Below are 23,213 nucleotides of genomic sequence, written 5' to 3' on the forward strand. Positions count from 1 at the left end.
GCCCGCCTATGGCCTGCCGACCGGTCAGTCATCGACAACGACTGAACCGCCTCCGTCGGCGATGTGGACAATCCGCCGAATGTTTAGGTTAGCCTTACCTTCATGAGTTTTGCGCACCTGGCCGCGTCGTCGGTCGGCTACACCATGCCTCCCCTCTGGCGAATACTCACCAAATCCGGCTATTTCGTCGGCCTGTGCGGGGCCATCGGGGCCACTGTGACGTACGTGGCCGCGGTTCGCCCCACACTGCGCGCCCCGGAGACCGAGACCGGTGACGTCGCGGCCCTGCGCCGGCGGGCGGCGGCCTGCCTGGCCTGGACCGGGGCGCTCCTGCTGGTCACCGGCTACTTCCAGCTCGCCGCCCGCGTCGCCCGGGCCGGCAAGGGCATGCCGTTCGGCGAAGCCATTTCGCCGGGACGGATGTGGGACTTCCTGCGCGCACCCGCCGGGCCGGGGGCCTGGGTGGCACAGGGCATGCTCTACCTGATCCAGAACATCGTCCTCGTGCTGGCGTCCGCCGCCCTGCTCGCACTGTTCAGCCCGCGTGCGCAGCGCCGCCTGGACACCCTCGCGCTCGTCGCACTCCCCCTCTCGCTCGGGGTGACCCTCATCGCAGCGGTGCCGGCCACCGCCCCCACCGCCGCGGACCGCTTGCTTGACCTGGTGTTCGATCAACTCCACATCATCGGTGGCACGGTGTGGCTCGGTGGCCTCGCCCTGCTCGCCCTGCTCTCCGGGGCCCGCCGCCTGCTGAGCGAGAACGCCGGTGTGCTGTGGGCGGACCTCTGGCGGCGGTTCAGCCTCGTGGCGCTGGTCTGCGTGGGGTCGGTGCTGGGATCGGGCCTGTGGATGACCTGGAAGCACGTGGGCACCGTCGGACAGCTGTGGACCACCACCTACGGGCTCTTCCTGCTCGTCAAGATCCTGCTGGTCCTCGGCATGGTCGCCGCCGGCGGCGTCAACCAGTTCTGGCTGATGCCCCGCATCGCCCGCGCCCGCCGCAGCGACGCGACCTCCCCGCTCCTCCGTCTGACGTTGCGCCACTTCCCCGCGGTGGTCTGGGGCGAGGTCGCCCTCGGAGTCGGTGTCCTGGCCGTCGTTCCCTTCCTCAGCGGCTCCGCCCGTTCCCAGGCCGGCAGCCCGCCCGCCGTCACGACCGGCAGCGTCCTCGCGGCAGGCGCCGTGCTCGTCCTCACCCTCGCGGCGTCGCTCTACGCCACGGCCAAGGTCTCCGACGCCCTCTCCCGGCGCCCGGCCGACCGGACTCCCGCGACTCCCGCCGGTGGCCGCACGATCACCGCCACCACGGGGTGAACCCCACCGGTGTGGACCGGCAGACCCTCGCTGCCGATCCACACCGGTCATTCCCGACGCACCGAACTCCCATGGCAGCCTGCCGAGTTCGGCCCGCGCCCGCGAGCAAGCGGACAGCTCAGGTACGCGAGATCCAGCCGATCGACAAGGAAGTCGACTGGTGGCTGGAGCTCGGCGCGGTGGCGTGCCGCACCTATGAACTACGGGCCCCGGCACCCCTGTTCAACGCCATCACGGGCATCGACAAGGGATTCCGGGTGCTGTCGGCGCCCGGCGGCCTGTCGGCCCAGCCGGGCCTGACCTACAGCCGGATCTAGCTCTCGGCCTGCCCGCCGACGCCAGGGGCGCCGAGATCGTCACCGCCCTCGCCGACGCCCGCCGGCGCGAGCCGATCCCCCCGGTGGAGGTGGACCGAGCCGCGGCGCCGTGCAAGGAGAACGTCATGAAGGGCGATGACGTCGACCTCCTGAAGTTCCCGACCCGCTGATCCACGACGGCGACGGCGGCCGCTACATCCAGCCTTTCGGCATGAACATCGCCAGGACACCGGACGGGTCGTGGACCAACTGGTCGATCAACCGGATGATGCTGGTCGACCGCAACCGCCTGGCCTGTCTGATCCCGCCGCTGCAACACCTGGGCATGATCCGAGCGCAGTGGACCGAACGCGGCGAGGAGATGCCGATCGCGGTCGCGCTCGGCGTCGAACCCGGGCTGCCCTACGTCGGCGGGATGCCGCTGCCGGAGGGCGAGGACGAGTCGCACTTCCTCGGTGTCTACTTCGGCGAGCCGCTGGAACTGGTGAAGGCCGAAACGGTGGACCTGCTCGTACCGGCCACCGCCGAGATCGTCATCGAGGGGTACGTCTCCCGGACCGATCTGGTCGAGGAGGGCCCGATGGGCGAGTACCCGGGGTACCTCGACCACGGTCCGTCGGCCAACCCCATCGCACCGCCACTCCCGTCGGGTAGCGGTTGAAGCCGTCAACAGCCTGCTCACCACCCTGGTGCGCCAGTGTCGACAGCGGCGCCGGCAGACCCCGCCGCGTCGTCAACGGCCCGCGAGGGCTTCCGTTTCGGAGGCGTAGAGCTGGGCGGGGTCGAATCCCATGCCGGTGAAGTGGCCGGCGAGTTCGAGGGAGAGCACGCCGTGGAGGCGGGTCCAGAAGGTGAGGGCACGGCGGAGCGCTGACGGCGGGGCCGGGTGCCGTCCGGCCCAGGCCCGGTGCTCGGCGAGGTGTGTGTCGAGCGGAGACGGCGGCGTGGCGGGCGGTTGCTCGGCGGCGCAGGCGTCGAGGAGGTGGGCCATGATCTCGGAGGCGATGCGCGTGGTGTCTTCGGGCGCCTGGTATCCGGGCACGGGGGTGCCGTAGACGAGGAAGTACCGCTGGGGGTCGTCCAGAGCCCACTGGCGCAGGGCGTGCGCAAGGTCGCTGAGGTCCGCCCCGGTCTCGGCGCGGGCGCGGAAGGTCTCGGCCAGGCTGCGGTAGGCGTCCTTGACGAGTTCGCTGATCAGCTCGTCGCGGTTGGCGAAGTACCGGTAGAGGGCTGGTCCGCTCATGCCCATCTGCTTGGCGATGGCGTTGAGGGACAGGGCGGAAGCCCCGGCGGTGGCGATCTGCGTCCAAGCGTGCTGCTTGATCTCCTCCCGCACTTGGGTGCGGTACCGCTCCCTCGGAGTCCTCGCGTCCGCCTCGATCACGACCCGCCTCCCACTCTCCCGAAACTGCCGCACCATCCGTTCAGTTAGAGGCTATCACCAGCGCTCTTGACTCTCACTCACCCGCCCTGTTACAACTTCTAACGAACGCGAATACATCTACCAAGAACAGGAGGCGATCATGAACAGCGCACGCCTCGTCCAGGTCGTTCTGCCGGGCATCGTGACTCCGGAAGGTCTGGAGATCCGCCACGGATCCGTGCCGGAAGCCGGCCGGGGACAGATCGTGGTCGCCATGGAGGCGACCGGCGTCTCGTTCGCCGAGCAGCAGATGCGCCGCGGGCGGTACTACGACCAGCCGCCGTTCCCGTTCGTGCCCGGCTACGACCTGGTGGGCCGGGTGCTGGCGACCGGCGATGGCGTCGATCCCGGCCTGGCCGGCCGGCGGGTGGCCGCGCTGGTCAAGGTCGGCGGGTGGGCCAGCCATGTGGTGGTCGACGTCGAGGACGCGGTCCAGGTACCGGACGGCCTCGCGGCGGCCGAGGCCGAGACCGTCGTGGTCAACGGCATCACGGCCTGGCAGATGCTGCACCGCCAGGCCCGGGTGCGCGCGGGGCAGACCGTCCTGGTGCACGGCGCCAGCGGCGGTGTTGGCTCCGTCCTGGTCCAACTCGCCCGCGCGGCAGGCGTGAAGGTGATCGGCACGGCCTCCGCCCGGCACCACGACGCCCTGCGGGAGCTGGGTGTCGTCCCGGTCGACTACCGGGCCGGGAACGTCGCGGCCCAGGTCCGGGAGCTGGCGCCCGGCGGGGTGGACGCGGTCTTCGACCACGTCGGCGGCCAGAGTGTGATCGACTCCTGGCACCTGCTCGCCCCCGGTGGCACGCTCGTCGCTTACGGCAGCGCCTCCACCCGCGACGACACCGGCTCCAAGCAGTGGCCCGTGCTGAAGATCCTCGCCCGCACCTGGCTCTGGAACACCCTGCCCAACGGGCGCCACGCCCACTTCTACAACATCTGGGCAGGCCGGGCACTGAGCAAGGACCGTTTCCGCGCCCGGCTGCGAGCCGACCTCACCGAGGTCTTCGCCGCCGTCCGCCGCGGCGACATCACCGCCCGCATCGCCGCCCAACTGCCGCTCACCAAGGCCGCCGAGGCCCTGCGCCTGGCGGAGTCCGGCACCGTCACCGGCAAGGTCGTCCTGACCCCCTGACGCACACCGCCCCGGGACGTCGCCGCCCATCGGCCCCGGACGATCGGGCCGCTTGATTTCGACCGTCCGGCCGCTCGCCCGGATCTCTGTCGTGGTCATGGGTGCCTCGCTCACGCGTCTGCAGCGGCCTGCCTCAGCGTCCGTCCGCTGCGCACCGATCGGGCCCGCTGCGGGTCAGGGGTGCCGTGGCCGGTGGAGTGTCCGTGCCTGACCAGCAGCCAGGCCTCACGCTCGCCGACCCCGCCCTGCCGGAACCGGGTGAGTGCCCAATCACCATGGAGCTTGCGGCCGTTCAGCCGGAACGACGCGTGGCCGTCAACGAACGCCTCGGCGAACGGGATCTCGCGGTCGCGCTTGCCGGTGCTGCGGTTCCGGTAGGTGCCTTCATCCCAGATGATCACCGTGCCGGCGCCGTACTTGGGGAACTGGTGCCGCCGAAGGACCACGCCAGGCTGGCCGCCGCCCTGGTCCGGGTCAGGCTGTCGAAGGATGCGGTGGAAGAACTGCAGACCGCATGACTGCCCGTCCTGGTCGGACGTGGGCGTGGTCGGCGAGCGGGTCGGCGACCGGGAGTGCCTCGTGCGCGGTGATTCCGGCGACGCGGGTGGTCTGGTCGCCGGGCGCAGCCCGGGGCAGCTTGCGGCCGTCGACCGCGGGACGGGTTGGGTCAGGTCTGGGCGGCGATCGCGGCACACAGCACCGCGACGCCGAGCGCGAGCCAGGCCAGGTAGTCGCCGAGACGTCCGGAGTGCAGGTGGCGCAGCGCCCGGACGGCCCGGGCGACCGGGTGCCGCTGCGGCAGTGGTGGGATGCACCGGTGGACCGCGGAGGCGGCGAGCACAACGGCGAGGCCCGTGGACAGCAGCCCGAGGAGCACTCCCGGGACGGTCCAGCCGACGGCCGGCGCGTGGACACCGCGCGGTGTGCCCTGTGCTGTGGTGACGGCGGCCGTGTAGCGGGCGGGGTCGGTGAAGACGGCCGCCCCGTGCGCGAGGGCGTCGGCGATCGCGGGCAGGCAGCCCAGTACGGCGGCAAGCGTCAGCAGGACGCCGGGGATGACGATCATGACCGGCGGCAGGGTGCGCAGCGGGGAGCGGATCTCGGGTTCCTCGCCCACGCCGGTGGTCTCCTCTTCCCCGGGTCGGCTCCTCGGGGCCGGGCCGGCGCCCCAGAAGACTCGCAGGCCGGCGCGGAGCACCGCGCCGCCGGTGACGGCGGAGGCGGCGACGAACACGGCGGGCAGCCACGGTTGCCAGGTACCGGCGGCGTCCTCGCTCAGGGCCTTTCCCAGGCCGGTGCCGAACGGCGGCAGTCCGGCCAGTGCCAGGGCGCCGGCCACGAAGAGCACGCCCACCGGGCGCAGGGCGTGGGCCCTGGCGTGCAGGCCGTGTTCGTCGACGGAGCCGTAGCGGTCCAGCAGCACCCCGGTGAGGGCGAACAGCGCCGCTTTGACGCAGCCGTGCGCGGCGACGTACAGCGCCGTGCCCGCCGCACCGTCGGGGGTGAGCAGCGCGACGCCGACGAGGAAGAGGCCGATGTGGCTGACGGTGGAGAACGCCAGGAGGCGCTTGAGGTGCCGCTGGTGCCAGCACATCACGGCCCCGACCAGGGCGGTCAGCACGCCCAGGGCCGTGAAGGTGGTGCGGAATGCCTGGTGGGGGATGCCACCGGGGCCGGAGAAGACGGTCCAGTACACGCGGGCGACGCCGTAGACGCCGAGTTCGACCATGACGCCGGACATCAGCATGCACACCGGAGTGGGGGCGACCGCATGGGCGTCGGGCAGCCAGAAGTGGAACGGGACGGCCGCGGCCTTGACCAGCAGGGCGGTGGCGATCAGGACGAACGCGACGACGGTCAGCAGGTCGGTGTGGTGTCCGGCGAGCTTCCGGCCGAGGCGGGCGAGGTTCAGTTCGCCGGTGCGGGCGTAGAGGAGGCCGATGCCGAGCAGGGAGCAGTAGGCGGCGAAGGAGGTGACGATGCCGAAGGTGAGCGCCCCTTGGAGCGGGCGCGGGTCCTCGATGCGGTAGCCGGTCAGGGCGTAGGCGGCGGCGCCCATGAGTTCGAAGAAGACGAAGGCGTTGAACAGGTCCCCGGTGAGCGCGAAGCCGGTCATGCCGGCCTCGAACAGCAGGATGAGGGCGGGGAAGACGCCGGCGTGCTCGCCCTCCGGTTCCTCGAAGTACCGCCAGGAGTAGGCGATCACGGCGAGCACCAGTGCGGCGACCAGCAGCGCGAGGCCGGCGCCGATCGGGTCGGCGGCGAGCACGATGCCGACCCGGGCGGGCCAGCCGCCCAGCTCCGCGGTGCCGACGTCACCGCTCCGCGTCCACAGCGGCACGAGGCAGACCACCTCGGCGGTGGCGGCCGCGGTCGCCACGACATCGCAGCCGATGCGGGGCAGCAGGCGTCCGGCCAAGGCGAGCAGGGCGGAGCCGAGCAGCGGGATGGCGACGGCCAGGGGCAGGAGGGCGGCTGCGGTCACGGTCAGCCCCTGAGGCCGGTGAGGGCCTGGGGGTCGACGGTGTGGTGGCGTTTGCGCAGTTGGATGGTCAGGGCGAGGAGCAGTGCGGTGACGGTGGCGCCGACCACCACGTCCGTCAGTGCCAGGGCCTGGACCACGGGGTCGACGACGGGTCGGGTACCAGGGGTGAGGTCGGCGTAGACGGGGGCGGTGGCGCCGCGGCGGTAGCCGACGGCGAGGAGCAGCAGGTAGGTGGAGGACTGGGCGACGGCCAGGCAGCCGACGGCGTGGATGAGGTTGCGACTGGTGATCAGGCCGTAGAGGGCGATGAGCAGGACCCATCCGGCGGCGAGGTAGGGCCAGATCCCCATCAGTGGTCTCCGGTCTCGTGTTCGTGCGCGTCGGTGAGTTCGACGGCCTGGTCGAGGAAGTGGGCGAGCAGGGCGATGAGGCCGGAGGCGACCTCGACGCCGACTGCCGCGTTGAGCACGGGGACGGTGCCACCGGAGGTGATCCGGTTGAACGTTCCCAGCGGCAGCACGTTCTTGAGGAAGGCTCCGCCGGCGATCAGGCCGGCGAGGCCGACGAGGGTGAAGGAGGCGGCGGCGAGCGAGTCGGCGACGTCCAGGACGGTCAGCGGCCGGAGCTGTTTCAGGGCGTGGTAGTCGGCCGCGACGTAGGCCAGGTGCAGGGCGGTGGCCAGCACGACTCCGCCCTGGAAGCCCCCGCCGGGGCTGAGTTGGCCGTGCGCGACGATGTACACGCCGACGACCAGGGTGGCGGGTAGCAGCAGCGCGCCGAACAGACGGGTGGTGGGCATGACGCGCCCTGCCTCGGCACGCCGGTGGCGTTCGTCGCGGGCCCGGCGCAGCAGCAGGGTGGCGCCGAGCACGGTGCCGAAGAGGATGGACTCCTCACCGAGGGTGTCGAAGGCCCGGACGTCGAAGTTCACGGAGGAGATGACGTTGGCGGTGCGGTGTGCCAGGGCCGCCGCCACCGCCCGGTCCCCGTACGGATGGCTCGGCGTTCCGAACGGCGGAAGCCGGATGCAGGCGGCGGCGAAGAAGCCGGCGATCACCGCGGCCGCGACCAGGAACATGATCAGCCGGGCGCGCGCCGTCACTCTTCCTCCTCGCCGGCGCCGTCGTCGTGGTCACCGGTGCCGGGACGACCACCGGCACTGCGGCGGGTGACCTTGCGGACGCTGAGGAGGATCAGCAGCGGGGTCAGCGCGGTGCCGACGGCCAGCTGGGACAGCGCCACGTCCGGGGCCTGCAGCACGGCGAACAGTACGGCCAGGCTCAGACCGAGCGCGGACAGCGCGACGGCCTGGCGGGCCGGATCGCGGGTGAGCACCGCGATGGTGGCGGCGATGACGACGAACGCGACAGCCGCGCCGATCAGCCCCTCGTTCACGATTCCCTTTCCTCGGTGCCCTCGGCCTGGCGGGATGCGCGGCCGATGGCGATCGTGGTGACCGTGCCGCCGACGGCGAAGAGCAGGCCGATGAACAGCGTCTTGACCGCCGCCCGGCCCACCCCTTGGTCGACCGCCACGGCGGCGGCGATCAGCGGCATCCCGGCGACGGACGCGGGGGCCAGGGCGTGCAGCCGCATCAGCGTCCGGCGCAGCCGCAGCACCGCCAGCGCGGCCAGCAGCGTGCTCCCCACCCCCGCCCACAGCAGGACGAGCACGCTCAGGTGACGCACCGTCATCCCACCGCCCCTTCCTGCTCCGGGCCCCGGCCGTGGCCGGGCGAACCGTCGGTCACTTCCCGGTGCCGAAACCGTCGGCAGCCGGCCGCGTTTCGTGCTGCCGACCGGCCACGAAGCGGGTGAAGACCAATGTGCCGGCGGGGGCGAGGACGGCGAGTGTCAGCGCGAGGTCCTGGTAGGAGGACCGGTCGTAGGCCTGCGGAAGCAGCAGGAACACCGCACCGACGACGGTCGACAGCAGTGAGGCCCCGGCGAGGCGGCGCACCGCGGTACCGCGCGCCACCACCCACAGGCAGGCGGGCACCGGGGCGGCCAGCAGCACCATGGCGGCCGCCGCCCAGGCGTTCACGCTGCGCCGCCTACCCGGGCGACTGCCTCTTCGACCGGTCCGGCCTGCGGGCGCAGGGCGTGCACCACCACCTCGTCATCGCACGGCACGTCGATCACGCAGGTGTCCGGGGAAGCTGCGAGGAGCGCACCGGCCCAGCCCGCGTCCGCTCCCGGCTTCAGCCGGATGCGCCGAACCGTCACTTCGGCGGGGCGCCGCACCAGGGCGGCCGCCAGGACGGCCAGGCCGCGCAGGACCGCTCGGGGCAGCGACATCACGGCACGTGTCGCGCCGCGAGCGCCCTTCACGTCGGCGCTGGCGGCCAGGCGCATCCGCCGTGCCGCGAACGCCGCGCCCAACGCGGCCACGCCGGCCACGGCCAGCTCGACGGGCGACACCGAGCTGATGGACACCACCGTCACCCCGAGCAGCACAGCGCACCACACGGCAATCTCCACCCCAGCGCGCACCGGACCTCCTGTTACCCAGGTCATTGTTCCGACCACCCGGTGCCCGGCGCCGCGCGGTGGCGGGTGGCGTCTTCGGTGGTCACCCGCATGGCCCAGCGTCACCGCGGACCGTTCAGCCGGGCGGCTCCGGCGGGCGGGGCGGCTCCGGCGGAACGGGCTCGCCCGGACGGGGCGGTGTAGGCGGCTCGGGTGACGGGATGGGCGAGCCGGGCGGCGCCGACGGGCCCGGTGGCCTCGGCGGCCCGGACGGATCCGGCGGGCCGGGCGGCTCGACCGGCTCGGGCGGCGGTACGGGGATGACGTCGGGGTCGGGCGGTACGGGAACGGAACCCACAGTCAGGCCTCCTACCGGCCGAGGGCGTGCTCGAGCTGTTCCTTGTTCATCTTCGAGCGGCCGTGGATGTCGCGTTGCTTGGCCTCGTTGTACAGCTGCTCCTTCGTGGGGCCCTGGGAGCCGCTGTGGGAGCGCTGCCCGCCACGGCGGGAGGAGGAGATGTCCTTGACCGAGCTGCGGCTGGCGGTCTTCGATTCCCCGTGCCGCGCGCGTTCCTTGTTCACCGTGCGGGCGGCGATCTCCTTGGCGCGCTTCTCGCTCTCACCGCGCTCCAGCGCGCTGTCCTTGATGTGCTCGTACTGGCGTTCCCGCTTGGGACTCGATCCGCGAGGCATGGTCACCCGCTCCTACTCGTGTGGCTGTGGGGCGCGTGTGCCCCGTATCCGTGAGACGAACCCGGCACCGAGGCGGGGCAGACCCGACCGCACCCGTCCGGCCGCGCACCGCGCTCCGTGGGTGAGGACGCCGAGGCGGTGGGCGGCCTGCTGCTGGATGCTGCGGGCACGGGCCTGGTCGTCGAACCGGCCGTGCGCTCCGAAGTCCCGCGACGCGTCCACGGGGTGGTACAGGTTGTCCGGGTCGCTCGTGCGTCGTGGCTCGTCGGTCTGCTGGGAGGCGAATCCGGTCCGGGCCAGGTATCGGTCCAGCAGGCCCGGGACGACCGCGTTCGCCACCAGGGTCGCCACCGTGCTGGCACCGACCCAGTACTCGCGCCGCCCGGGGTGGTCGGCCGCGTACAGCACGGCGCGGGCGGCGACCTCGGGCTGGTAGATCGGCGGCACCGGCTGCGCGCGCCGGGGTAGGCGGGAGCGGACCCAGTCGAACTGCGGGGTGTTCACGGCCGGCATCTGCACCATCGTGGTGCGCACCCTGGTGCCGGAGGCCAGCAGTTCGCAGCGCAGCGCCTCGTGCCAGCCCTGGATGGCGTGCTTGGCACCGCTGTAGGCGCTCTGCAGCGGGATGCCCCGGTAGGCGATCGCCGAACCTACCTGCACGATCACCCCGTGGTCGCGAGGCAGCATCCGGCGCAGCGCGGCCCGGGTGGCGTACACGTAGCCGAGGTAGCTGACCTCGGTGACGCGCCGGAACTCCTCGGGGGTGATGTCGGTGAAGGGAGCGAAGACGGAGGTGAAGGCGTCGTTGACCCACACGTCGATCGGGCCGAGCTCGTCCTCGACGCGCCGGGCCGCGGCCTCCACCGCCTCAGGATCGGCAACGTCCGTCTCGATGGCGATCACCTTGGCGGCTCCGGCCTGCTCGGCCTCGCGCACCACCCCGTCCAGACCCGCCCGGCCACGGGCGATCAGCGCCAGTCGTTCCCCCCGGGCGCCGAACGCGACGGCGCAGGCACGCCCGATGCCGCCGCTGGCCCCGGTGACCACCACCGTCCGGACAGCAGGTTCGCAAACTGTCATACCTTGCGGCTTTCCCCGATCGTCGGCGGCAAACGGTGACCAGCTCGCTGGCCTGCAACGCCGGCCGCCAGTTCTGCTCGACGGCCTGCCAGAACCGGGTCGAGGCAGCGGCGTTCCGTGCGCGGCGCGCGAGCCACGAGGCGTGAGCCTCGGCCCCTCACCTGCGCGAACCGGGCGAGGGTGTCCACCGGCCAGGCCGGCTTTCCGACGTCGGTCCGCATCGGGCTCAGTGACCGGGTGCGAGCGTGACGGCGGCTTCGAGCATCAGCGCGTGGACGAACGCCTGGGGCAGGTTGCCGCGCAGCTGGCGCTGGGCGACGTCGAACTCCTCCGCGTACAGGCCGGCCGGGCCGCAGGCGGCACGGTTGCGTTCGAACCAGCGCGCCGCCTCCACGTCGTGGTGCTGTTGGTGCTCGGCCAGGGCCATGACGAACCCGCACAGCAGGAACGCCCCCTCGGCGTCCGGGAGGAGCCGCCGGCCGTGGCGGAACCGGTAGACGTAGTGGTCCTGGACGAGGTCGGTCCGCACCGCGTCCAGGGTGGCGGTGGTACGGGGGTCGTCGGCGGGCAGAGCACCGCGGATGGCGGGCAGCAGGAGGGCAGCGTCCACCCCCGGCTGGGCCGGGGACCGCTGCCAGCGGCCGCTCGGATGAAGGCAGTCGGCGGAGGTCTCGGCGACGATCGCATCCGCGAGCGCCTCCCAGCCGGCGGCGCGCCCGCCGCCCGCCCGGGGCGCTGCGAGGGCGATCGCACGCAGGCCGGCCGCGCAGATCAGTCGGCTGTGCGCCCACCGGTCGTCGTTCAGTTCCCAGACTCCGGCGTCCGGCTCGCGGTGCCGGGCGGCGATCGCCTCGGCTGCGGTGAGCGCCGCGCGCCAGCCGTCCGCGTCGAGCCGGTCGTGGCGGGCCGCCGCGGCGAGCAGCAGCAGGCTCTCCCCGAACACGTCCAGCTGGAACTGGCGGCTGACGCGGTTGCCGACGACGTCGAAGCCGCCCGGGTAGCCCGGCAGGTCGAGGGTGCGCGGGTCGGGCACGGCCGCCCCGGTCGCGGTGTAGGCGGGTGCGAGAGCCGGTCCGTGCTCGTTCAGGCGGGCGGTGACGAACCGCACCGAGTCGTCCAGCAGCCGGTGTGCCCCGGCCGCGGCGACGGCCTGGCCGATGTAGGCCTGGTCGCGGATCCACACGTACCGGTAGTCGTAGTTGCGCCCTCGCTCGGCGCGTTCGGGCAGGCTCGTGGTGGCCGCGGCAACCGTGCCGCCGCTCGGGCCGGTCAGACCGGCCAGAACCGCGTAGGCGTGCCGGGCATCCCGCTGTCCCAGCGTGTTCGTGAGGTCGGGGACGCAGGTGGCCCACCCCGCCTCGGTGGCCCGCCACAGCAGATCGGCGGGCTCCGGGGCCGGCAGGGGCCGGCTGGAGATCTCCAGGACGAGGTCGTGGCAGCCGCCGGCCTCCAGACGCACCGTGGTGCGCAGCGCCGCACCGCCCGGCCGGGCGTCCGGCGCGCCGCTCAGGCGCACGTGCAGGTCCCCGGCCCGCCCCGTCCACCGGCCCTGCCCGTCCCGGCGCACCTCGCGCAGCGGGTGCTCGCCGAAGCCGGCCGCCGGGTGCAGGTCGACGTCGACCTCGGCGTCGCCGTCGACGGCCATGATCCGGCGCAGCACGACGGCCCGGTGGGGATCGCCGGGGTGGGCGAGGGCTTCGCGGCATTCGACGATGCCGCTCGTGGTGGTCCAGCGGCTGCGCCAGATGAGGCTTCCCGGCTCGTAGTAGCCGCCCCAGACGAACGGTCCGGTGGGGGTGACGGTGTACCAGCCGGGGCCGCCGATCAGGGCGGCGAAGACGGCGCCGCTGTCCCAGGCGGGCGCGCACATCCACACGATGTCGCCGCGCGGTCCGACGAGGGCGCCGCGCTCGCCGTCCGCGAGCAGCGCGTAGTCCCGTAGGACGTGAGGAGCCGGAAGACCGTCGGCCTGGACCGTCAACGTCTCATCCCCCTTTGAGGACGCGGTCGGGCCGCGAGTCGGCGGCGCGGGTAGGAGCAGGGCGATGTGGGCAGAAGCTTGGCTGGGTCCCCGGTGATCGAGGAGGTGACGGAGATGGCTGGGATCAGGGTGGTCAAGCGCCCCACCCCGCAGCGCCCGCGGCCTCCGCTCGATCTGCGGACCCCCTCGGGCCGCCAGCTCCCGTACTGAACCGGGAGCGTGAGCCGTCGGCGGTAGCGGGCCGTTGCGCGTCAGCTGCGGACATGGAACCGCTCCGCCGCCTCGGACCGGACGGTCACGCCGAGGCCTGGCTGCCCGTCCCGGCCCGGGCGCACGGAGCCGCCGTCCGGGCTGAGGACTCCGTCGAACAGGAGGTTCTCGACCCGGACGTGGTCGTGGAACCACTCCAGATGGCGCAGGTTGGGTACGGCCGCGGCGGCGTGCGCGTGGACGTGCGGGGCGCAGTGCCCCGACAGTTGGAGTCCGTGCGCCTGGGCGAGGGCTGCGGCGCGCAGCCACCCCGTGATGCCGCCGCAGCGGGTCGCATCCGCCTGCAGGCAGTCCACCGCGGGGGCCATGCGGGCGAAGTAGGGCAGGTCGTAGCCGTACTCGCCGGCCGCGACGTCGGCGGTGACGGCGTCGCGGACGAGAGCGAGGCCGGTGAGGTCGTCGGAGGAGACCGGTTCCTCGAACCAGCTCACGCCGAGGCCGGCGAGCGTCCGTCCGACGCGGACGGCCTGCTTGCGGGTGTAGCCGCCGTTGGCGTCGACGTAGAGTTCCGCGTCGTCGCCGACGAGCCTGCGGGCCTGCTCGGTGCGCTCCAGGTCCCGCCGTTCCCGGGCGCCCCAGTTCTCCCCGATCTTGATCTTGAAGCGGGTGATGCCCTGTTCTGCCCAGCCTGCCAGCTGCTCGGCGAGCCGGCGGTGGTCGTAGGTGGTGAAGCCGCCGCTGCCGTAGACGGGAACCTCGGCGCGGGCGGCGCCGAGCAGGTCGACGAGCGGCAGGCCGAGCAGGCGGGCCTTGAGATCCCACAGGGCGATGTCGACGGCCGAGATCGCACCGGCGACCAGGCCGGGACGGCCGGCGTTGCGCACGGCGCGGCACATCGCCTCGTTCGCGGCCGGGACGTCGAACGCCGGGCGGCCGATCACGACGTCGCGGAGCTGCCCGGTGATCACTTGGGCGGTGGCGGGGGCACCGTACGTCCAGCCCAGGCCGGTGGTGTTCCGGCAGCGGGCACGGACGAGGACCATGGTGGTCGCGTCCCAGGCGAGAGTGCCATCGGCCTCCGGCCCGTCGGTGGGGACGTCGACGACCTGCACCTGCAGCTCCTCGACGGTGCCGGTGGCCGTCATGACGTCTCGTCGGCCGCGTGCTGGGCGACCGCCCTGGCGAACTGCAGGAAGTCGGCCGCGGCCAGTGCGGCCAGGGTGGCGGTGGCGAGCCTGGTGGCGCGCGGCGCGAAGACGGACCCGGCGGTGCACGCGCTGGCCACCCACAGGCCGGTCCAGAACGGGCAGCTGACCAGCTCTCCGATCGCCTTGCGGGCACCGGTGCCGCGTACGTCCTCCTCCAGTGCGGCCGGGCCGGCCGTGTCTTCGAACCGGGTGAACGGTACGCGCGGCGGGCTGGTGACGGGGTCCTTGGCGATCAGGCGGGAGAGCTGGTGGGTGGCCAGCGCGTTGAGGGCGACGTCCCACGGGCTCGGGCTGGGAAGCTCGCGGCGACCGGCGCGGGCGGCTCCGGCGATGCCGAGCACCGTGGCGGCGTAGAGGCCCATGAGGCCGGTGTAGGAGGCCAGTGGGCGATCGTCAGCCCCGGCATGGGCCCGGGCCTCCCGGTGGAGCCGGTCGTGCAGGGACTTCATGGCGTCCTCCGGGCTCGGTGTCGGGCGGCGAGAACAGCGCCGGCGACCAGCCCTCCCGCGGCGCACGCGGTCAGCAGGCGGGCCGGCGCGCGGTGAGCGTGTGGTCGCGGGACCGCCTTCTCGGGGTGGTCGCCGGGTAGCGGGCCGTCCAGGGCGAGGGCGAGGGCTTCGGCCAGGTGCAGTGCCCGGCGGCCGGTGGCGGCCTGGTCGATCTGGGTGCGACAGCTGAACCCGTCGGCCAGTACGAAGGCGCTGGGGGCGGTGTCGCGTACGGCGGGCAGCACGCCCTGCTCGGCGATCGCCTGGGACAGGTCGTAGTGCCCCCGTTCGAAGCCGAAGTTGCCGGCCAGACCGCAGCAGCCCTCGTCGAGCACCTTCGCGTCGAACCCGGCGCGGCGCATCAGCTCGCGGTCCGGGTCCGCGCCGAGGACTGCGTGCTGGTGGCAGTGCAACTGCACGGTCGCCGCTCGGCCGACCCGTGGCGGATGCCAGCCGTTAGGGGCGTGGTTGACGAGGTGTTCGGCGAAGGTGCGCACCTGCGCCGCCAAGCGGGCGATGTCCTGGTCGCCGGCGAGCAGGTCCGGGGCGTCGTCGCGGAAGACGGCCGCACACGAGGGTTCGAGCCCGATGATCGGGGTGCCGGCCTCCAGCCACGGGCGCAGCACCCGGGTAGTGCGTTTCAGGACGCGGCGGGCGGTGGCGAGCTGCCCGGTGGAGATCCACGTCAGACCGCAGCACACCGGCCCGGCGGGCACCGCGACGTCGAAGCCGGCGTCCTGCAGGATGCGGACGGCGGCGTCCGCGATGTGGGGGTGGAAGTGGTTGGTGAAGGTGTCCGGCCACAGCAGCACGGTGCGCGGACCGCCCGGATCCGGGTGTGGCCGACGGGTGCCCTGCCACTGCTGCTGGAACGACCGGGGTGCGAACACGGGGGCTGCGCGGCGCGGGTCGATGCCGGCCAGCATCTTCCCCGCCCGCCCGATACCGGGGGCGTGCAGGGCCGCATTGGCCAGGCCCGGTGCGGTGCGGACCAGCTGCGCCCACATCGGGAGCCAGCCCATGGCGTAGTGGGCGGGCGGGCGCGGACGGCCCTGGTAGTGGTGGGCGAGGAACTCGGCCTTGTAGGTGGCCATGTCCACCCCGACCGGGCAGTCGGACTTGCAGCCCTTGCAGGCCAGGCACAGGTCGAGTGCGTCGCGGACCGCGGTGGAGCGCCATCCGCCGGTGACGGGCGAGTCGTCGTGGCCGCCCAGCATCTCGAACAGCAGCCGCGCCCGGCCACGGGTGGAGTGCTCCTCCTCGCGGGTGGCCCGGTAGGAGGGGCACATCACCCCGCCCTGGTGGGTACGGCAGTTGCCGATGCCGACGCAGCGCAGCACCGCACGGCCGAAGTCGTGGTCGTCGTCGGCGAACGCGAAGTGGGTTTCCCGGGGCGCAGGCCGCCAGTCCGCGCCCAGGCGCAGGTCGTCGTCGACACGGCGCGGGCGGGTGACCTTGCCGGGGTTCATCCGGTTGTCCGGGTCGAACAGCGCCTTGACCTCGCCCATGGCGTCGACGAGCCGCTGTCCGAACATCCTCGGCAGCAGTTCGCCGCGGGCCTGCCCGTCGCCGTGCTCGCCCGACAGCGACCCGCCGTAGGAGGCCACGAGGTCGGCCGCGTCGAACAGGAAAGCACGGAACGCCTCCACGCCCTTGCTCTCGCGCAGCCGGAACGGGATGCGGGTGTGCACGCAGCCCTGCCCGAAGTGCCCGTACAGGGAGGACTGTTGGTAGCCGTACCGGACGAAGAGCCGCTCCAGGTCGCGCAGGTAGTCGCCCAGCCGCTCCGGGGCGACGGCGGAGTCCTCCCAGCCCTCCCAGGTCTCGGAGCCGTCCGGCGGCCGGGCGGTCACACCGAGGCCGGCCTCCCGGGCTTTGAGCATCTCCTGCTCCCGGGCCGGATCGTCGGAGAGCGCCACCGACGCGTCGTCCTCGTCGCGGCCCAGCGCCCGCAGCAGCTCGTACGCCTGCGCGTCCGCCTGCTCCTTCGTGTCGCCGGCGAACAGGACCAGCAGCCAGCTGTCCCCCTCGGGCAGGCGCTCCAGCGAGTCCAGGTAGGCGTGCTCCTCGCGCATCAGCTGCGCCATGCGCCCGTCGATGGCCTCCAGTTGGGCGGGACGGCTGTGTTCGAGCAGCCGGGGAACAGCGTCCGCGGCGGCGAAGATGTCGTCGAAGCCCAGCACCAGCAGCGCCTCTGCGGCCGGTACGTCGACCAGCTCCAGTTCCGCCCGCAGGACCGTCACCAGCGTGCCTTCGCTGCCGACCAGGGCGCGGGCCACGTCGAAGCCGTTCTCCGGAAGCAGGGAGTCCAGGTTGTAGCCCGAGACCCGGCGCGGGATCTTCGGGTAGCCGAGCCGGATCTCAGCGAGATGGCGACCGGTGACGTCCCGCAGGCCCTGGTACAGCCGGGCCTTCGCGCCGCCCTCGGCCACGATCCGCGCGTACTCCTCGTCGCTGGTGGGGCCGGCCCAGAACCGGGCTCCGTCGTAGGTGAGGACCTCCAGGCGGCGAACGTTGTCGACGGTCTTGCCGTACGCCTGCGCGGAGGCGCCGCAGCTGTTGTTGCCGATCATTCCACCCAGTGAGCAGTGGCTGTGCGTGGCCGGTTTCGGCCCGAACTTCAGCCCGTGCCCCTCAAGTCGGCGGTTCAGCTCGTCCAGCACGATGCCCGGCTCGACCACACAGGTCCGGGCCTTGGGGTCCACGGACACCAGCCGGTTGCAGTGCTTGGTCCAGTCGATGACCACGGCCTCGTTGGTGCACTGCCCGCCCAGGCTCGTGCCGCCGCCGCGCGACAGCACCGGAGCGGCGAACCGATGGCAGACGGCCACCGCTCGCGCCCCGGCCTCCACGGAACGGGGCACCACCACGGCGATGGGGATCTGGCGGTAGTTCGAGCCGTCGGTCGCGTACGCGCCACGGCTGCCCGCGTCGAACCGGACCTCGCCGTCCACCTCGGCGCGCAGCGCCCGCTCGAGTGCGGCGAGATCGACCTCGTGACTGCCGGACATCGCTCAGTCCCGTCCGCCGCCGGTCAGGAACTCCTGGATCTTCGCCTTCACTCCCTGGCGGACCACCGCGGTTCGATCGCTGTCGCCCTTCAGCACCGACTCGGCGGCGGCCTTGATCTGCTCCCAGGTGGCGTGCGGCGGGATCGGCGGAACCGCCGGGTCGGTGCGGAAGTCGAGGACGAACGGCCGGTCCGCCGCCAGCGCCTGGCGCCACGCCGGCTCCACGTCCTCGGCCCGCTCCACCCGCACGCCGTCAAGACCGAACAGCGCGGCGATGTCGGCGTAGCGCAGGTCGGGCAGGCGCTGCGAGGGTTCGAACTGCGGTGCGCCCTGCATCGCCCGCATCTCCCAGGTGACCTGGTTGAGGTCGTGGTTGTTCAGCACCGCCACGACCATGCGCGGGTCGGACCACTCCCGGTAGTACTTCGCGGCGGTGATCAGCTCCGCGAGACCGTTCATCTGCATGGCGCCGTCGCCGACGATCGCGATCGCCGGCCGGTCCGGGTGCGCGAACTTCGCGCCGATCACATACGGCACCCCGGGCCCCATGGTCGCCAGCGTCCCCGACAGCGAGCCGCGCATGCCGCCGCGGAACCGCAGGTGCCGGGCGTACCAGTTCGCCGCCGATCCGGAGTCCGCGGCCACGATCGCGTCCTCGGGAAGCAGCGCGTCCAGGGCGTGGACGACGTACTCGGGGTTGATCGGGTCGGCGGAGACCTCGGCACGACGCTGCATGACCTCCCACCAGCGCGCCGCGTTGTCCTCCACGGTCCTGCGCCACTTGTCGTCCGCCTTGCGCCCCAACATGGGGATCAGCCGGCGCAGCGCCTCGCCCGCGTCACCGACGAGGTTGACCTCGAAGGGGTAGCGCAGCCCGACCAAGGACGGGTCGAGGTCGATCTGCACCGCCCGCGCCTGGTCGAACTCGGGCAGGAACTGGGTGTAGGGGAAGCTGGAGCCCACCACGAGGAGGGTGTCGCAGTCGCGCATCATCTCGTACGAGGGGCGGGTGCCGAGCAGGCCGATCGAGCCGGTGACATACGGCAGGGTGTCCGGCAGCGCGTCCTTGCCGAGCAGCGCCTTGGCCACCCCGGCGCCGAGCAGGTCGGCGACCTGCTCGACCTCGGGGCGGGCGTTTCGGGCGCCCTGCCCGATCAGCATCGCCACCTTCTCGCCGGCGTTGAGGATCTCCGCCGCCCGCGCGAGGTCCTCCTCGGCGGGGACGGGGGCGTAATGCGGGAGCCCGAGGCTGGAGGGAACCTGCTTGAACGCGTGCGTCGGCGGCTCGTAGTCGAGCTCCTGCACGTCGGCCGGAATGATCACCGCGGTGACCGTGCGGCGGGTCGCGGCCACGCGCATGGCCCGGTCAAGCACATTGGGCAGCTGGGCGGGGACGGTGACCATCTCACAGAACTCCGAGGCCACGTCCTTGTAGAGGGTGACCAGGTCGACTTCCTGCTGGTAGGACCCGCCCATCGCGCTGCGGTCCGTCTGGCCCACGATCGCGACCACCGGGACGTGGTCGAGCTTGGCGTCGTACAGCCCGTTCAGCAGGTGGATCGCCCCCGGGCCGGAGGTGGCCGCACACACCCCCGTACGGCCGGAGAACTTCGCGTAGCCCACCGCCTCGAAGGCGGCCATCTCCTCGTGCCGGGCCTGGACGAACCGCGGCTGGTCCTCGGCGCGGCCCCAGGCGGCGAGCAGCCCGTTGATGCCGTCTCCGGGGTAGGCGAAGACGTACTCGACCTTCCAGTCGCGCAGCCGCTCGAGCACGTAGTCGGAAACCTTCATCACCCAACTCCTCCACTGCACGGTCCCGGCACCTCGGGGCACCGGTCGGCCCACCAGCGCGGCTAACCACTGGTGCCGCGACGAAACCGGCGGCCGCGCCACAGAACCGCGGACGGCACCCAAGGCTTTCGGCAGTATCGCCATGCAGGGGGCGACCAACGGGCAGGCGTGCCGGACGCTGAGGTCTGGGTGCCCCAGGTGGTGGACGGTCACCCGCCGTGGCGCGAGGGTGGGACAGGCGCAGCGGCACAGCCGGGACCGGGCCGAAGAGCGGCATGAAAGGTCCCGGGACCAGGGCCGGGTTCAGCGCCACCATGCCGATCCCGGCCGCCGCGAGCACGCCTACGGCGGCCCGGCCTTGCCCGCGCCCACGAGCAGTTCCGCAGGTTCGGTGGCGGCTGGAAGGTCAATGCCGGCCTGCCCGGACCGGACGCCTTCGCCGCCGCGAGCGCGTTCGTCCGTCCCGAGGACGTCGCCAAGGCGGTCCCCTGCGGCGACCTCGCTCCCGCGCCCTGCCCGCCCGGGGCGATGCGCTCAGTGGGGTTGCCCGTCGCCGGCACGGGCGCAGGATGGATAGGGAGCCTGCCGGAACGTTCGGGAGGACCGATGAACCGATTGGAAGTCGTTGTACGCCGGATCGACCGCTTCCAGCAGCGCCATGCCGTAACCGGGATACCGTTCGCGGTCATTCAGAAGTTCGGCAACGACCAGGCCGGCGGCAAGGCCACCATCATCGCCTACTACGGGCTTTTCGCGATCTTCCCGCTGCTCCTCGTCTTCTCCACCATCCTCGGCTTCGTCCTGAGCGGGGATCCCGAACTGCAGCAGCGGATGGTCAATTCCGCGTTGGCCGACTTCCCGATCATCGGCAGCCAGCTTCGCGACGCGGCGCACCCGATGCGGGGCAGCCCCCTGGCGCTCGTAGTCGGCCTGGCCGGCGCGCTCTACGGCGCGCAAGGCGTCGGTCAGGCCGCGCAGAACGCCATGAACACGGTGTGGAACGTCCCTTTCAAGGAGTGGCCGGGATTCGTGGGCCGTCGGGTGCGGGGGTTCGCGATCCTGGTGGTCCTGGGGCTCGGCATCCTGCTGTCGAGCGCCCTGATCGGATACGCACCCCGGTTCGGGCCGCTGGCCGGCGCGTGGACCTGGCTCGCGTCAACGGTCGTCAACTTCGGCGTCTTCCTGGCCGCCTTCACGATGCTCACCGCCGCCACCGTACGGGTCCGGGACGTGCTCATCGGAGTGGTGATCGCGACCGCGTTCTGGGAAGTGCTGCAGGCGGTGGGGAACGTCTACGTCCGCCACGTCATCAATCACGCCGCCGACGTGTACGGCTTCTTCGCGATCGTGATCGGCCTGCTGACCTGGGTGTTCACCGGAGCTCGACTGACCCTGCTCGCGGCGGAGATCAACGTCGTCCTGCGGTACCGGCTGTGGCCGCGTTCCATGACCCAGCCCCCTTTCACGCCGCAGGACAAGGACGCGTTCACCCTGCTCGCGAAGATGGAGGAACGCCGGCCGGAGGAGACGGTCGAGGTGACTTTCGGCGCCGAGGCCGACCGGCAGCCACTCGACGAACCGGACACACCTGCTTCACCTCCGCCCACTGCCACCGGTTCGGCAGAGGGGCCTCCTGGCTGATCCTCCACCACATCGACCGTGCCGGAAGTCAACAGCCGGGAGAGGTCGGTCAGGACGCCTGCCGCACGGGCCCTCACTGTTGGTCAGGAGGTGGCAGCAGGGTTCCCAGGGGGCCCAGGTCCAGGTTGAGATCCTGCATGGTCAGGCCGTATCGCCCGCAGAGGTCGGCCATGCGGTCGTGGAGGGCCATGAGGGTGGCTCCGAGCGTCTCCTCCTGCTCCTCGCTGAGGTCGCCGGTCTCGACGCGGTGGAGGGCTTGCCGTTCCATGAGCTGGCGGAGGAGTTCGACGATGGTGAGGACGAGTTTCATCAGGTCCCGTTCGACCGTCTCCGGGCTGGTGGTGATCCTGCGCGGCCGCCTATATGGTGCTCCGGAGCCTGCGGACGGGGCGTTCTGCGGTGTGGCCGGCAGGAGGCGGAAGGCACGCGCGGCCGCTTGGGCTACCTCGTCGAAACGACTGGGGGGCTGGCGGGCGTCACCGGTCATGGCTGTCGTCTCCGCGACGGGGCACTGATCGCCCGGGGGGCGGGATTCCGTTCGCTGACGGACACGATCAGTGCGCGCAGCGACACGCGGACGAGGTCGATGTCCGCGATGGACAGGACGAGGTCACCGGTGAGGACCACGCCGCCGCTGAGCAGCCGGTCCAGCAGGTCGATGAGCGCGACCTGGCGTTGCGGCACGGTTGCCTCCGGCCGGGCGGGCAGCGCGCCGGTCGTCCTCATGGTGCGGACTCCTCCTCCGCAGTGGCGAAGGAGTAGGGCGCCCACGGCCCCGTGATGTCGACGCGAACTCCGGCCAGGCTGTCGGTCGAGCGCAGGATGTCGGCCCGGAACGGATCCGCCTGGTCCAGCGGGACGAGGTAGGCGTCGTTGCTGACGTTCACACCCGGTCCGACGGCCAGTGCTCCTTCCTGGGGCCGGTGGCGGACTCGGTCGACGGCATAGAGACGGGCCACGGCCTCGATCCGCTCGGCGGCCCGCTCGGCCGCGTGGAAGGCGTCCTGTCGCGAGTCCTGCTCGGCCCGGCGTCGACGCAGATAAGCGCGTCCAGGGCTGAGGTCCGGCGTCGGCCCGGGTGTGACGGGCGGGGCGTCGACGTAGAGCTTGACGCCCCACTCCACGTGACCGGCCAGGCGGCAGAGCTGGCCGAGGAACACGTCCCGCCGCTCGTCGAGCACCGTCCGCACCCGGTTGTCGTCGAGGTACACCGTCGCCAGACGCAGTGGAAGGACGGTGGTGCACGCCGCGATCGCCTCGATGACGCGGTGGTGCGCGCGGGCGAGTTCCTCCAGCCACTCGAGGTCCTCGAGATTGCGGGTGAGTGCGGTCTCGTCGAAGTCTTCCTCGGGCACCTGGCTCACGGCGGCCACCAGATCGCCGCCGTTAGTGGTGTGCACCAGGTGGACCGGCGCGCCGCCGACTCCGACCAGGCCGTCCACGGTCTGCGGCAAGGCGTCGACGTTCCGTGCGACGGCGTAGGTGTAGGCGAGCGACCCGGCGGTCATGACTCATCTCCTGTGGTGGGCCGGGAGCGGGGCTCCGTTCGCTTCACGCGGGAGGGGCGGCTGGTGACCGTGGGTGGCTTCTCGATGTCCTCCGCCGGCGGCAGAGCAGCGGCGGCTTCGTTGCGCAGGGCCTTGATCTGAGCGCGCAGACGCCGGTTCTCGTCCTCCAGTGCGGAGCCGCCACCGGCGCGGGAGGACAGGGAGGGATCGTGCTCCCACCAGTCGATGCCCATCTCCTTGGCCTTGTCCACCGAAGCGATCAGCAGGCGCAGCTTGATGGTGAGCAGTTCGATGTCGAGGAGATTGATCTGGATGTCGCCGGCGATGACGATGCCCTTGTCGAGGACTCGTTCCAGAATGTCGGCAAGGTTCGTCGATGACTGGCCGTAGGTCGGAGCGGCTCGGGAGGGAAGCGAGCTGAGGCGGCTGGCGATTGGTTCTGTCACGGCCTGTCCACCTCGTT

At 72.3% G+C, this 23,213-nt stretch carries 26 protein-coding genes; 6 read left to right on the forward strand and 20 right to left on the reverse strand.

Annotated elements, in window-relative coordinates; all coding sequences use genetic code 11:
- The first annotated feature begins 102 nt into the window (after nucleotides 1-102).
- The 3 genes from ACZ5ON_RS14350 to ACZ5ON_RS14360 all read left to right on the forward strand — a co-directional run bounded on the left by ACZ5ON_RS14350 (nucleotide 103) and on the right by ACZ5ON_RS14360 (nucleotide 2,292).
- Complete coding sequence (locus ACZ5ON_RS14350) at nucleotides 103-1,314, forward strand: copper resistance D family protein (RefSeq protein ID WP_465590881.1); 1,212 nt, start codon at nucleotides 103-105, stop codon at nucleotides 1,312-1,314.
- 71 nt (nucleotides 1,315-1,385) lie between these two features.
- Nucleotides 1,386-1,631 carry a hypothetical protein gene (locus tag ACZ5ON_RS14355; RefSeq protein ID WP_465590885.1) on the forward strand — a complete coding sequence of 82 codons (246 nt, stop codon included), beginning with the start codon at nucleotides 1,386-1,388 and terminating at the stop codon, nucleotides 1,629-1,631.
- Nucleotides 1,632-1,797: 166 nt separating this feature from the next.
- Entirely contained in the window at nucleotides 1,798-2,292 is a 495-nt protein-coding gene (locus ACZ5ON_RS14360; protein WP_465591295.1) for a UbiD family decarboxylase domain-containing protein, read from the forward strand.
- A 72-nt stretch (nucleotides 2,293-2,364) separates the two neighbouring features.
- Here ACZ5ON_RS14360 and ACZ5ON_RS14365 read toward each other — a convergent pair whose 3' ends face one another.
- Nucleotides 2,365-3,051: a TetR/AcrR family transcriptional regulator gene (locus ACZ5ON_RS14365; protein ID WP_465590888.1), complete on the reverse strand. Its 687-nt coding sequence runs from the start codon at nucleotides 3,049-3,051 to the stop codon at nucleotides 2,365-2,367.
- Nucleotides 3,052-3,154: 103 nt separating this feature from the next.
- On the opposite strand from ACZ5ON_RS14365, the gene ACZ5ON_RS14370 reads away from it, so the two are divergent.
- Nucleotides 3,155-4,186: a medium chain dehydrogenase/reductase family protein gene (locus ACZ5ON_RS14370; protein WP_465590891.1), complete on the forward strand. Its 1,032-nt coding sequence runs from the start codon at nucleotides 3,155-3,157 to the stop codon at nucleotides 4,184-4,186.
- Between the two features lie 110 nt (nucleotides 4,187-4,296).
- On the opposite strand, the gene ACZ5ON_RS14375 is transcribed toward ACZ5ON_RS14370, so the two are convergent.
- From ACZ5ON_RS14375 to ACZ5ON_RS14420, 10 genes are all read right to left on the reverse strand, one after another.
- A complete protein-coding gene (locus ACZ5ON_RS14375) occupies nucleotides 4,297-4,881 on the reverse strand; it encodes a DNA polymerase ligase N-terminal domain-containing protein (protein WP_465590894.1) in 585 nt (194 codons plus the stop codon).
- Nucleotides 4,854-6,671, reverse strand: coding sequence for a complex I subunit 5 family protein (locus ACZ5ON_RS14380; RefSeq protein ID WP_465590897.1), 1,818 nt, complete (start codon nucleotides 6,669-6,671; stop codon nucleotides 4,854-4,856). Before ACZ5ON_RS14380 ends, ACZ5ON_RS14375 begins: the two co-directional genes overlap by 28 nt.
- A 2-nt stretch (nucleotides 6,672-6,673) precedes the next feature.
- On the reverse strand, nucleotides 6,674-7,021 hold the full coding sequence (locus ACZ5ON_RS14385) for a sodium:proton antiporter (RefSeq protein WP_465590900.1): 348 nt from the start codon (nucleotides 7,019-7,021) through the stop codon (nucleotides 6,674-6,676).
- The gene (locus ACZ5ON_RS14390; protein ID WP_465590903.1) at nucleotides 7,021-7,773 is read right to left on the reverse strand and encodes an MnhB domain-containing protein; all 753 of its coding nucleotides are present in this window, start codon (nucleotides 7,771-7,773) and stop codon (nucleotides 7,021-7,023) included. Before ACZ5ON_RS14390 ends, ACZ5ON_RS14385 begins: the two co-directional genes overlap by 1 nt.
- Complete coding sequence (locus ACZ5ON_RS14395; RefSeq protein WP_465590906.1) at nucleotides 7,770-8,066, reverse strand: Na(+)/H(+) antiporter subunit B; 297 nt, start codon at nucleotides 8,064-8,066, stop codon at nucleotides 7,770-7,772. Before ACZ5ON_RS14395 ends, ACZ5ON_RS14390 begins: the two co-directional genes overlap by 4 nt.
- Nucleotides 8,063-8,365 (reverse strand): monovalent cation/H(+) antiporter subunit G, encoded by a 303-nt coding sequence (locus ACZ5ON_RS14400; protein WP_465590909.1) that lies wholly within the window; start codon nucleotides 8,363-8,365, stop codon nucleotides 8,063-8,065. Before ACZ5ON_RS14400 ends, ACZ5ON_RS14395 begins: the two co-directional genes overlap by 4 nt.
- 52 nt (nucleotides 8,366-8,417) lie before the next feature.
- Nucleotides 8,418-8,714: a monovalent cation/H+ antiporter complex subunit F gene (locus ACZ5ON_RS14405; RefSeq protein ID WP_465590912.1), complete on the reverse strand. Its 297-nt coding sequence runs from the start codon at nucleotides 8,712-8,714 to the stop codon at nucleotides 8,418-8,420.
- Nucleotides 8,711-9,163, reverse strand: a complete 453-nt coding sequence (locus ACZ5ON_RS14410; RefSeq protein WP_465590915.1) for a hypothetical protein — start codon at nucleotides 9,161-9,163, stop codon at nucleotides 8,711-8,713. Before ACZ5ON_RS14410 ends, ACZ5ON_RS14405 begins: the two co-directional genes overlap by 4 nt.
- A 345-nt stretch (nucleotides 9,164-9,508) precedes the next feature.
- Entirely contained in the window at nucleotides 9,509-9,832 is a 324-nt protein-coding gene (locus ACZ5ON_RS14415) for a plasmid stabilization protein (protein ID WP_465590918.1), read from the reverse strand.
- A gap of 12 nt (nucleotides 9,833-9,844) precedes the next feature.
- The gene (locus tag ACZ5ON_RS14420; protein WP_465590921.1) at nucleotides 9,845-10,912 is read right to left on the reverse strand and encodes an SDR family oxidoreductase; all 1,068 of its coding nucleotides are present in this window, start codon (nucleotides 10,910-10,912) and stop codon (nucleotides 9,845-9,847) included.
- 35 nt (nucleotides 10,913-10,947) lie between these two features.
- On the opposite strand from ACZ5ON_RS14420, the gene ACZ5ON_RS14425 reads away from it, so the two are divergent.
- The gene (locus tag ACZ5ON_RS14425; RefSeq protein WP_465590926.1) at nucleotides 10,948-11,058 is read left to right on the forward strand and encodes a CGNR zinc finger domain-containing protein; all 111 of its coding nucleotides are present in this window, start codon (nucleotides 10,948-10,950) and stop codon (nucleotides 11,056-11,058) included.
- Nucleotides 11,059-11,138: 80 nt separating this feature from the next.
- On the opposite strand, the gene ACZ5ON_RS14430 is transcribed toward ACZ5ON_RS14425, so the two are convergent.
- The 5 genes from ACZ5ON_RS14430 to ACZ5ON_RS14450 form a co-directional block, all read right to left on the reverse strand.
- Nucleotides 11,139-12,893, reverse strand: coding sequence for a glycoside hydrolase family 15 protein (locus tag ACZ5ON_RS14430; protein ID WP_465590929.1), 1,755 nt, complete (start codon nucleotides 12,891-12,893; stop codon nucleotides 11,139-11,141).
- A gap of 251 nt (nucleotides 12,894-13,144) precedes the next feature.
- Nucleotides 13,145-14,248, reverse strand: coding sequence for an enolase C-terminal domain-like protein (locus tag ACZ5ON_RS14435; protein ID WP_465590932.1), 1,104 nt, complete (start codon nucleotides 14,246-14,248; stop codon nucleotides 13,145-13,147).
- Complete coding sequence (locus tag ACZ5ON_RS14440; protein WP_465590935.1) at nucleotides 14,245-14,760, reverse strand: DUF1360 domain-containing protein; 516 nt, start codon at nucleotides 14,758-14,760, stop codon at nucleotides 14,245-14,247. The genes ACZ5ON_RS14435 and ACZ5ON_RS14440 overlap by 4 nt, the downstream gene beginning before the upstream one ends.
- The gene (locus ACZ5ON_RS14445) at nucleotides 14,757-17,810 is read right to left on the reverse strand and encodes an FAD-binding and (Fe-S)-binding domain-containing protein (protein WP_465590938.1); all 3,054 of its coding nucleotides are present in this window, start codon (nucleotides 17,808-17,810) and stop codon (nucleotides 14,757-14,759) included. Before ACZ5ON_RS14445 ends, ACZ5ON_RS14440 begins: the two co-directional genes overlap by 4 nt.
- Nucleotides 17,811-17,813: 3 nt before the next feature.
- A complete protein-coding gene (locus tag ACZ5ON_RS14450) occupies nucleotides 17,814-19,601 on the reverse strand; it encodes a thiamine pyrophosphate-requiring protein (protein ID WP_465590943.1) in 1,788 nt (595 codons plus the stop codon).
- 537 nt (nucleotides 19,602-20,138) lie between these two features.
- Between ACZ5ON_RS14450 and ACZ5ON_RS14455 the strand changes: the two genes are divergently transcribed.
- Nucleotides 20,139-21,242 carry a YihY/virulence factor BrkB family protein gene (locus ACZ5ON_RS14455; RefSeq protein ID WP_465590946.1) on the forward strand — a complete coding sequence of 368 codons (1,104 nt, stop codon included), beginning with the start codon at nucleotides 20,139-20,141 and terminating at the stop codon, nucleotides 21,240-21,242.
- Between the two features lie 73 nt (nucleotides 21,243-21,315).
- On the opposite strand, the gene ACZ5ON_RS14460 is transcribed toward ACZ5ON_RS14455, so the two are convergent.
- The 4 genes from ACZ5ON_RS14460 to ACZ5ON_RS14475 are packed head-to-tail and all read right to left on the reverse strand — an operon-like array spanning nucleotide 21,316 to nucleotide 23,196.
- Entirely contained in the window at nucleotides 21,316-21,729 is a 414-nt protein-coding gene (locus ACZ5ON_RS14460) for a gas vesicle protein K (RefSeq protein ID WP_465590949.1), read from the reverse strand.
- Nucleotides 21,726-21,968 (reverse strand): gas vesicle protein, encoded by a 243-nt coding sequence (locus tag ACZ5ON_RS14465; protein ID WP_465590952.1) that lies wholly within the window; start codon nucleotides 21,966-21,968, stop codon nucleotides 21,726-21,728. Before ACZ5ON_RS14465 ends, ACZ5ON_RS14460 begins: the two co-directional genes overlap by 4 nt.
- Nucleotides 21,965-22,750: a GvpL/GvpF family gas vesicle protein gene (locus tag ACZ5ON_RS14470; RefSeq protein ID WP_465590955.1), complete on the reverse strand. Its 786-nt coding sequence runs from the start codon at nucleotides 22,748-22,750 to the stop codon at nucleotides 21,965-21,967. The genes ACZ5ON_RS14465 and ACZ5ON_RS14470 overlap by 4 nt, the downstream gene beginning before the upstream one ends.
- Nucleotides 22,747-23,196: a gas vesicle protein gene (locus ACZ5ON_RS14475; protein WP_465590958.1), complete on the reverse strand. Its 450-nt coding sequence runs from the start codon at nucleotides 23,194-23,196 to the stop codon at nucleotides 22,747-22,749. Before ACZ5ON_RS14475 ends, ACZ5ON_RS14470 begins: the two co-directional genes overlap by 4 nt.
- Nucleotides 23,197-23,213 lie beyond the last annotated feature (17 nt).

The sequence above is a fragment of the Kitasatospora sp. NPDC032150 genome (assembly GCF_055579945.1).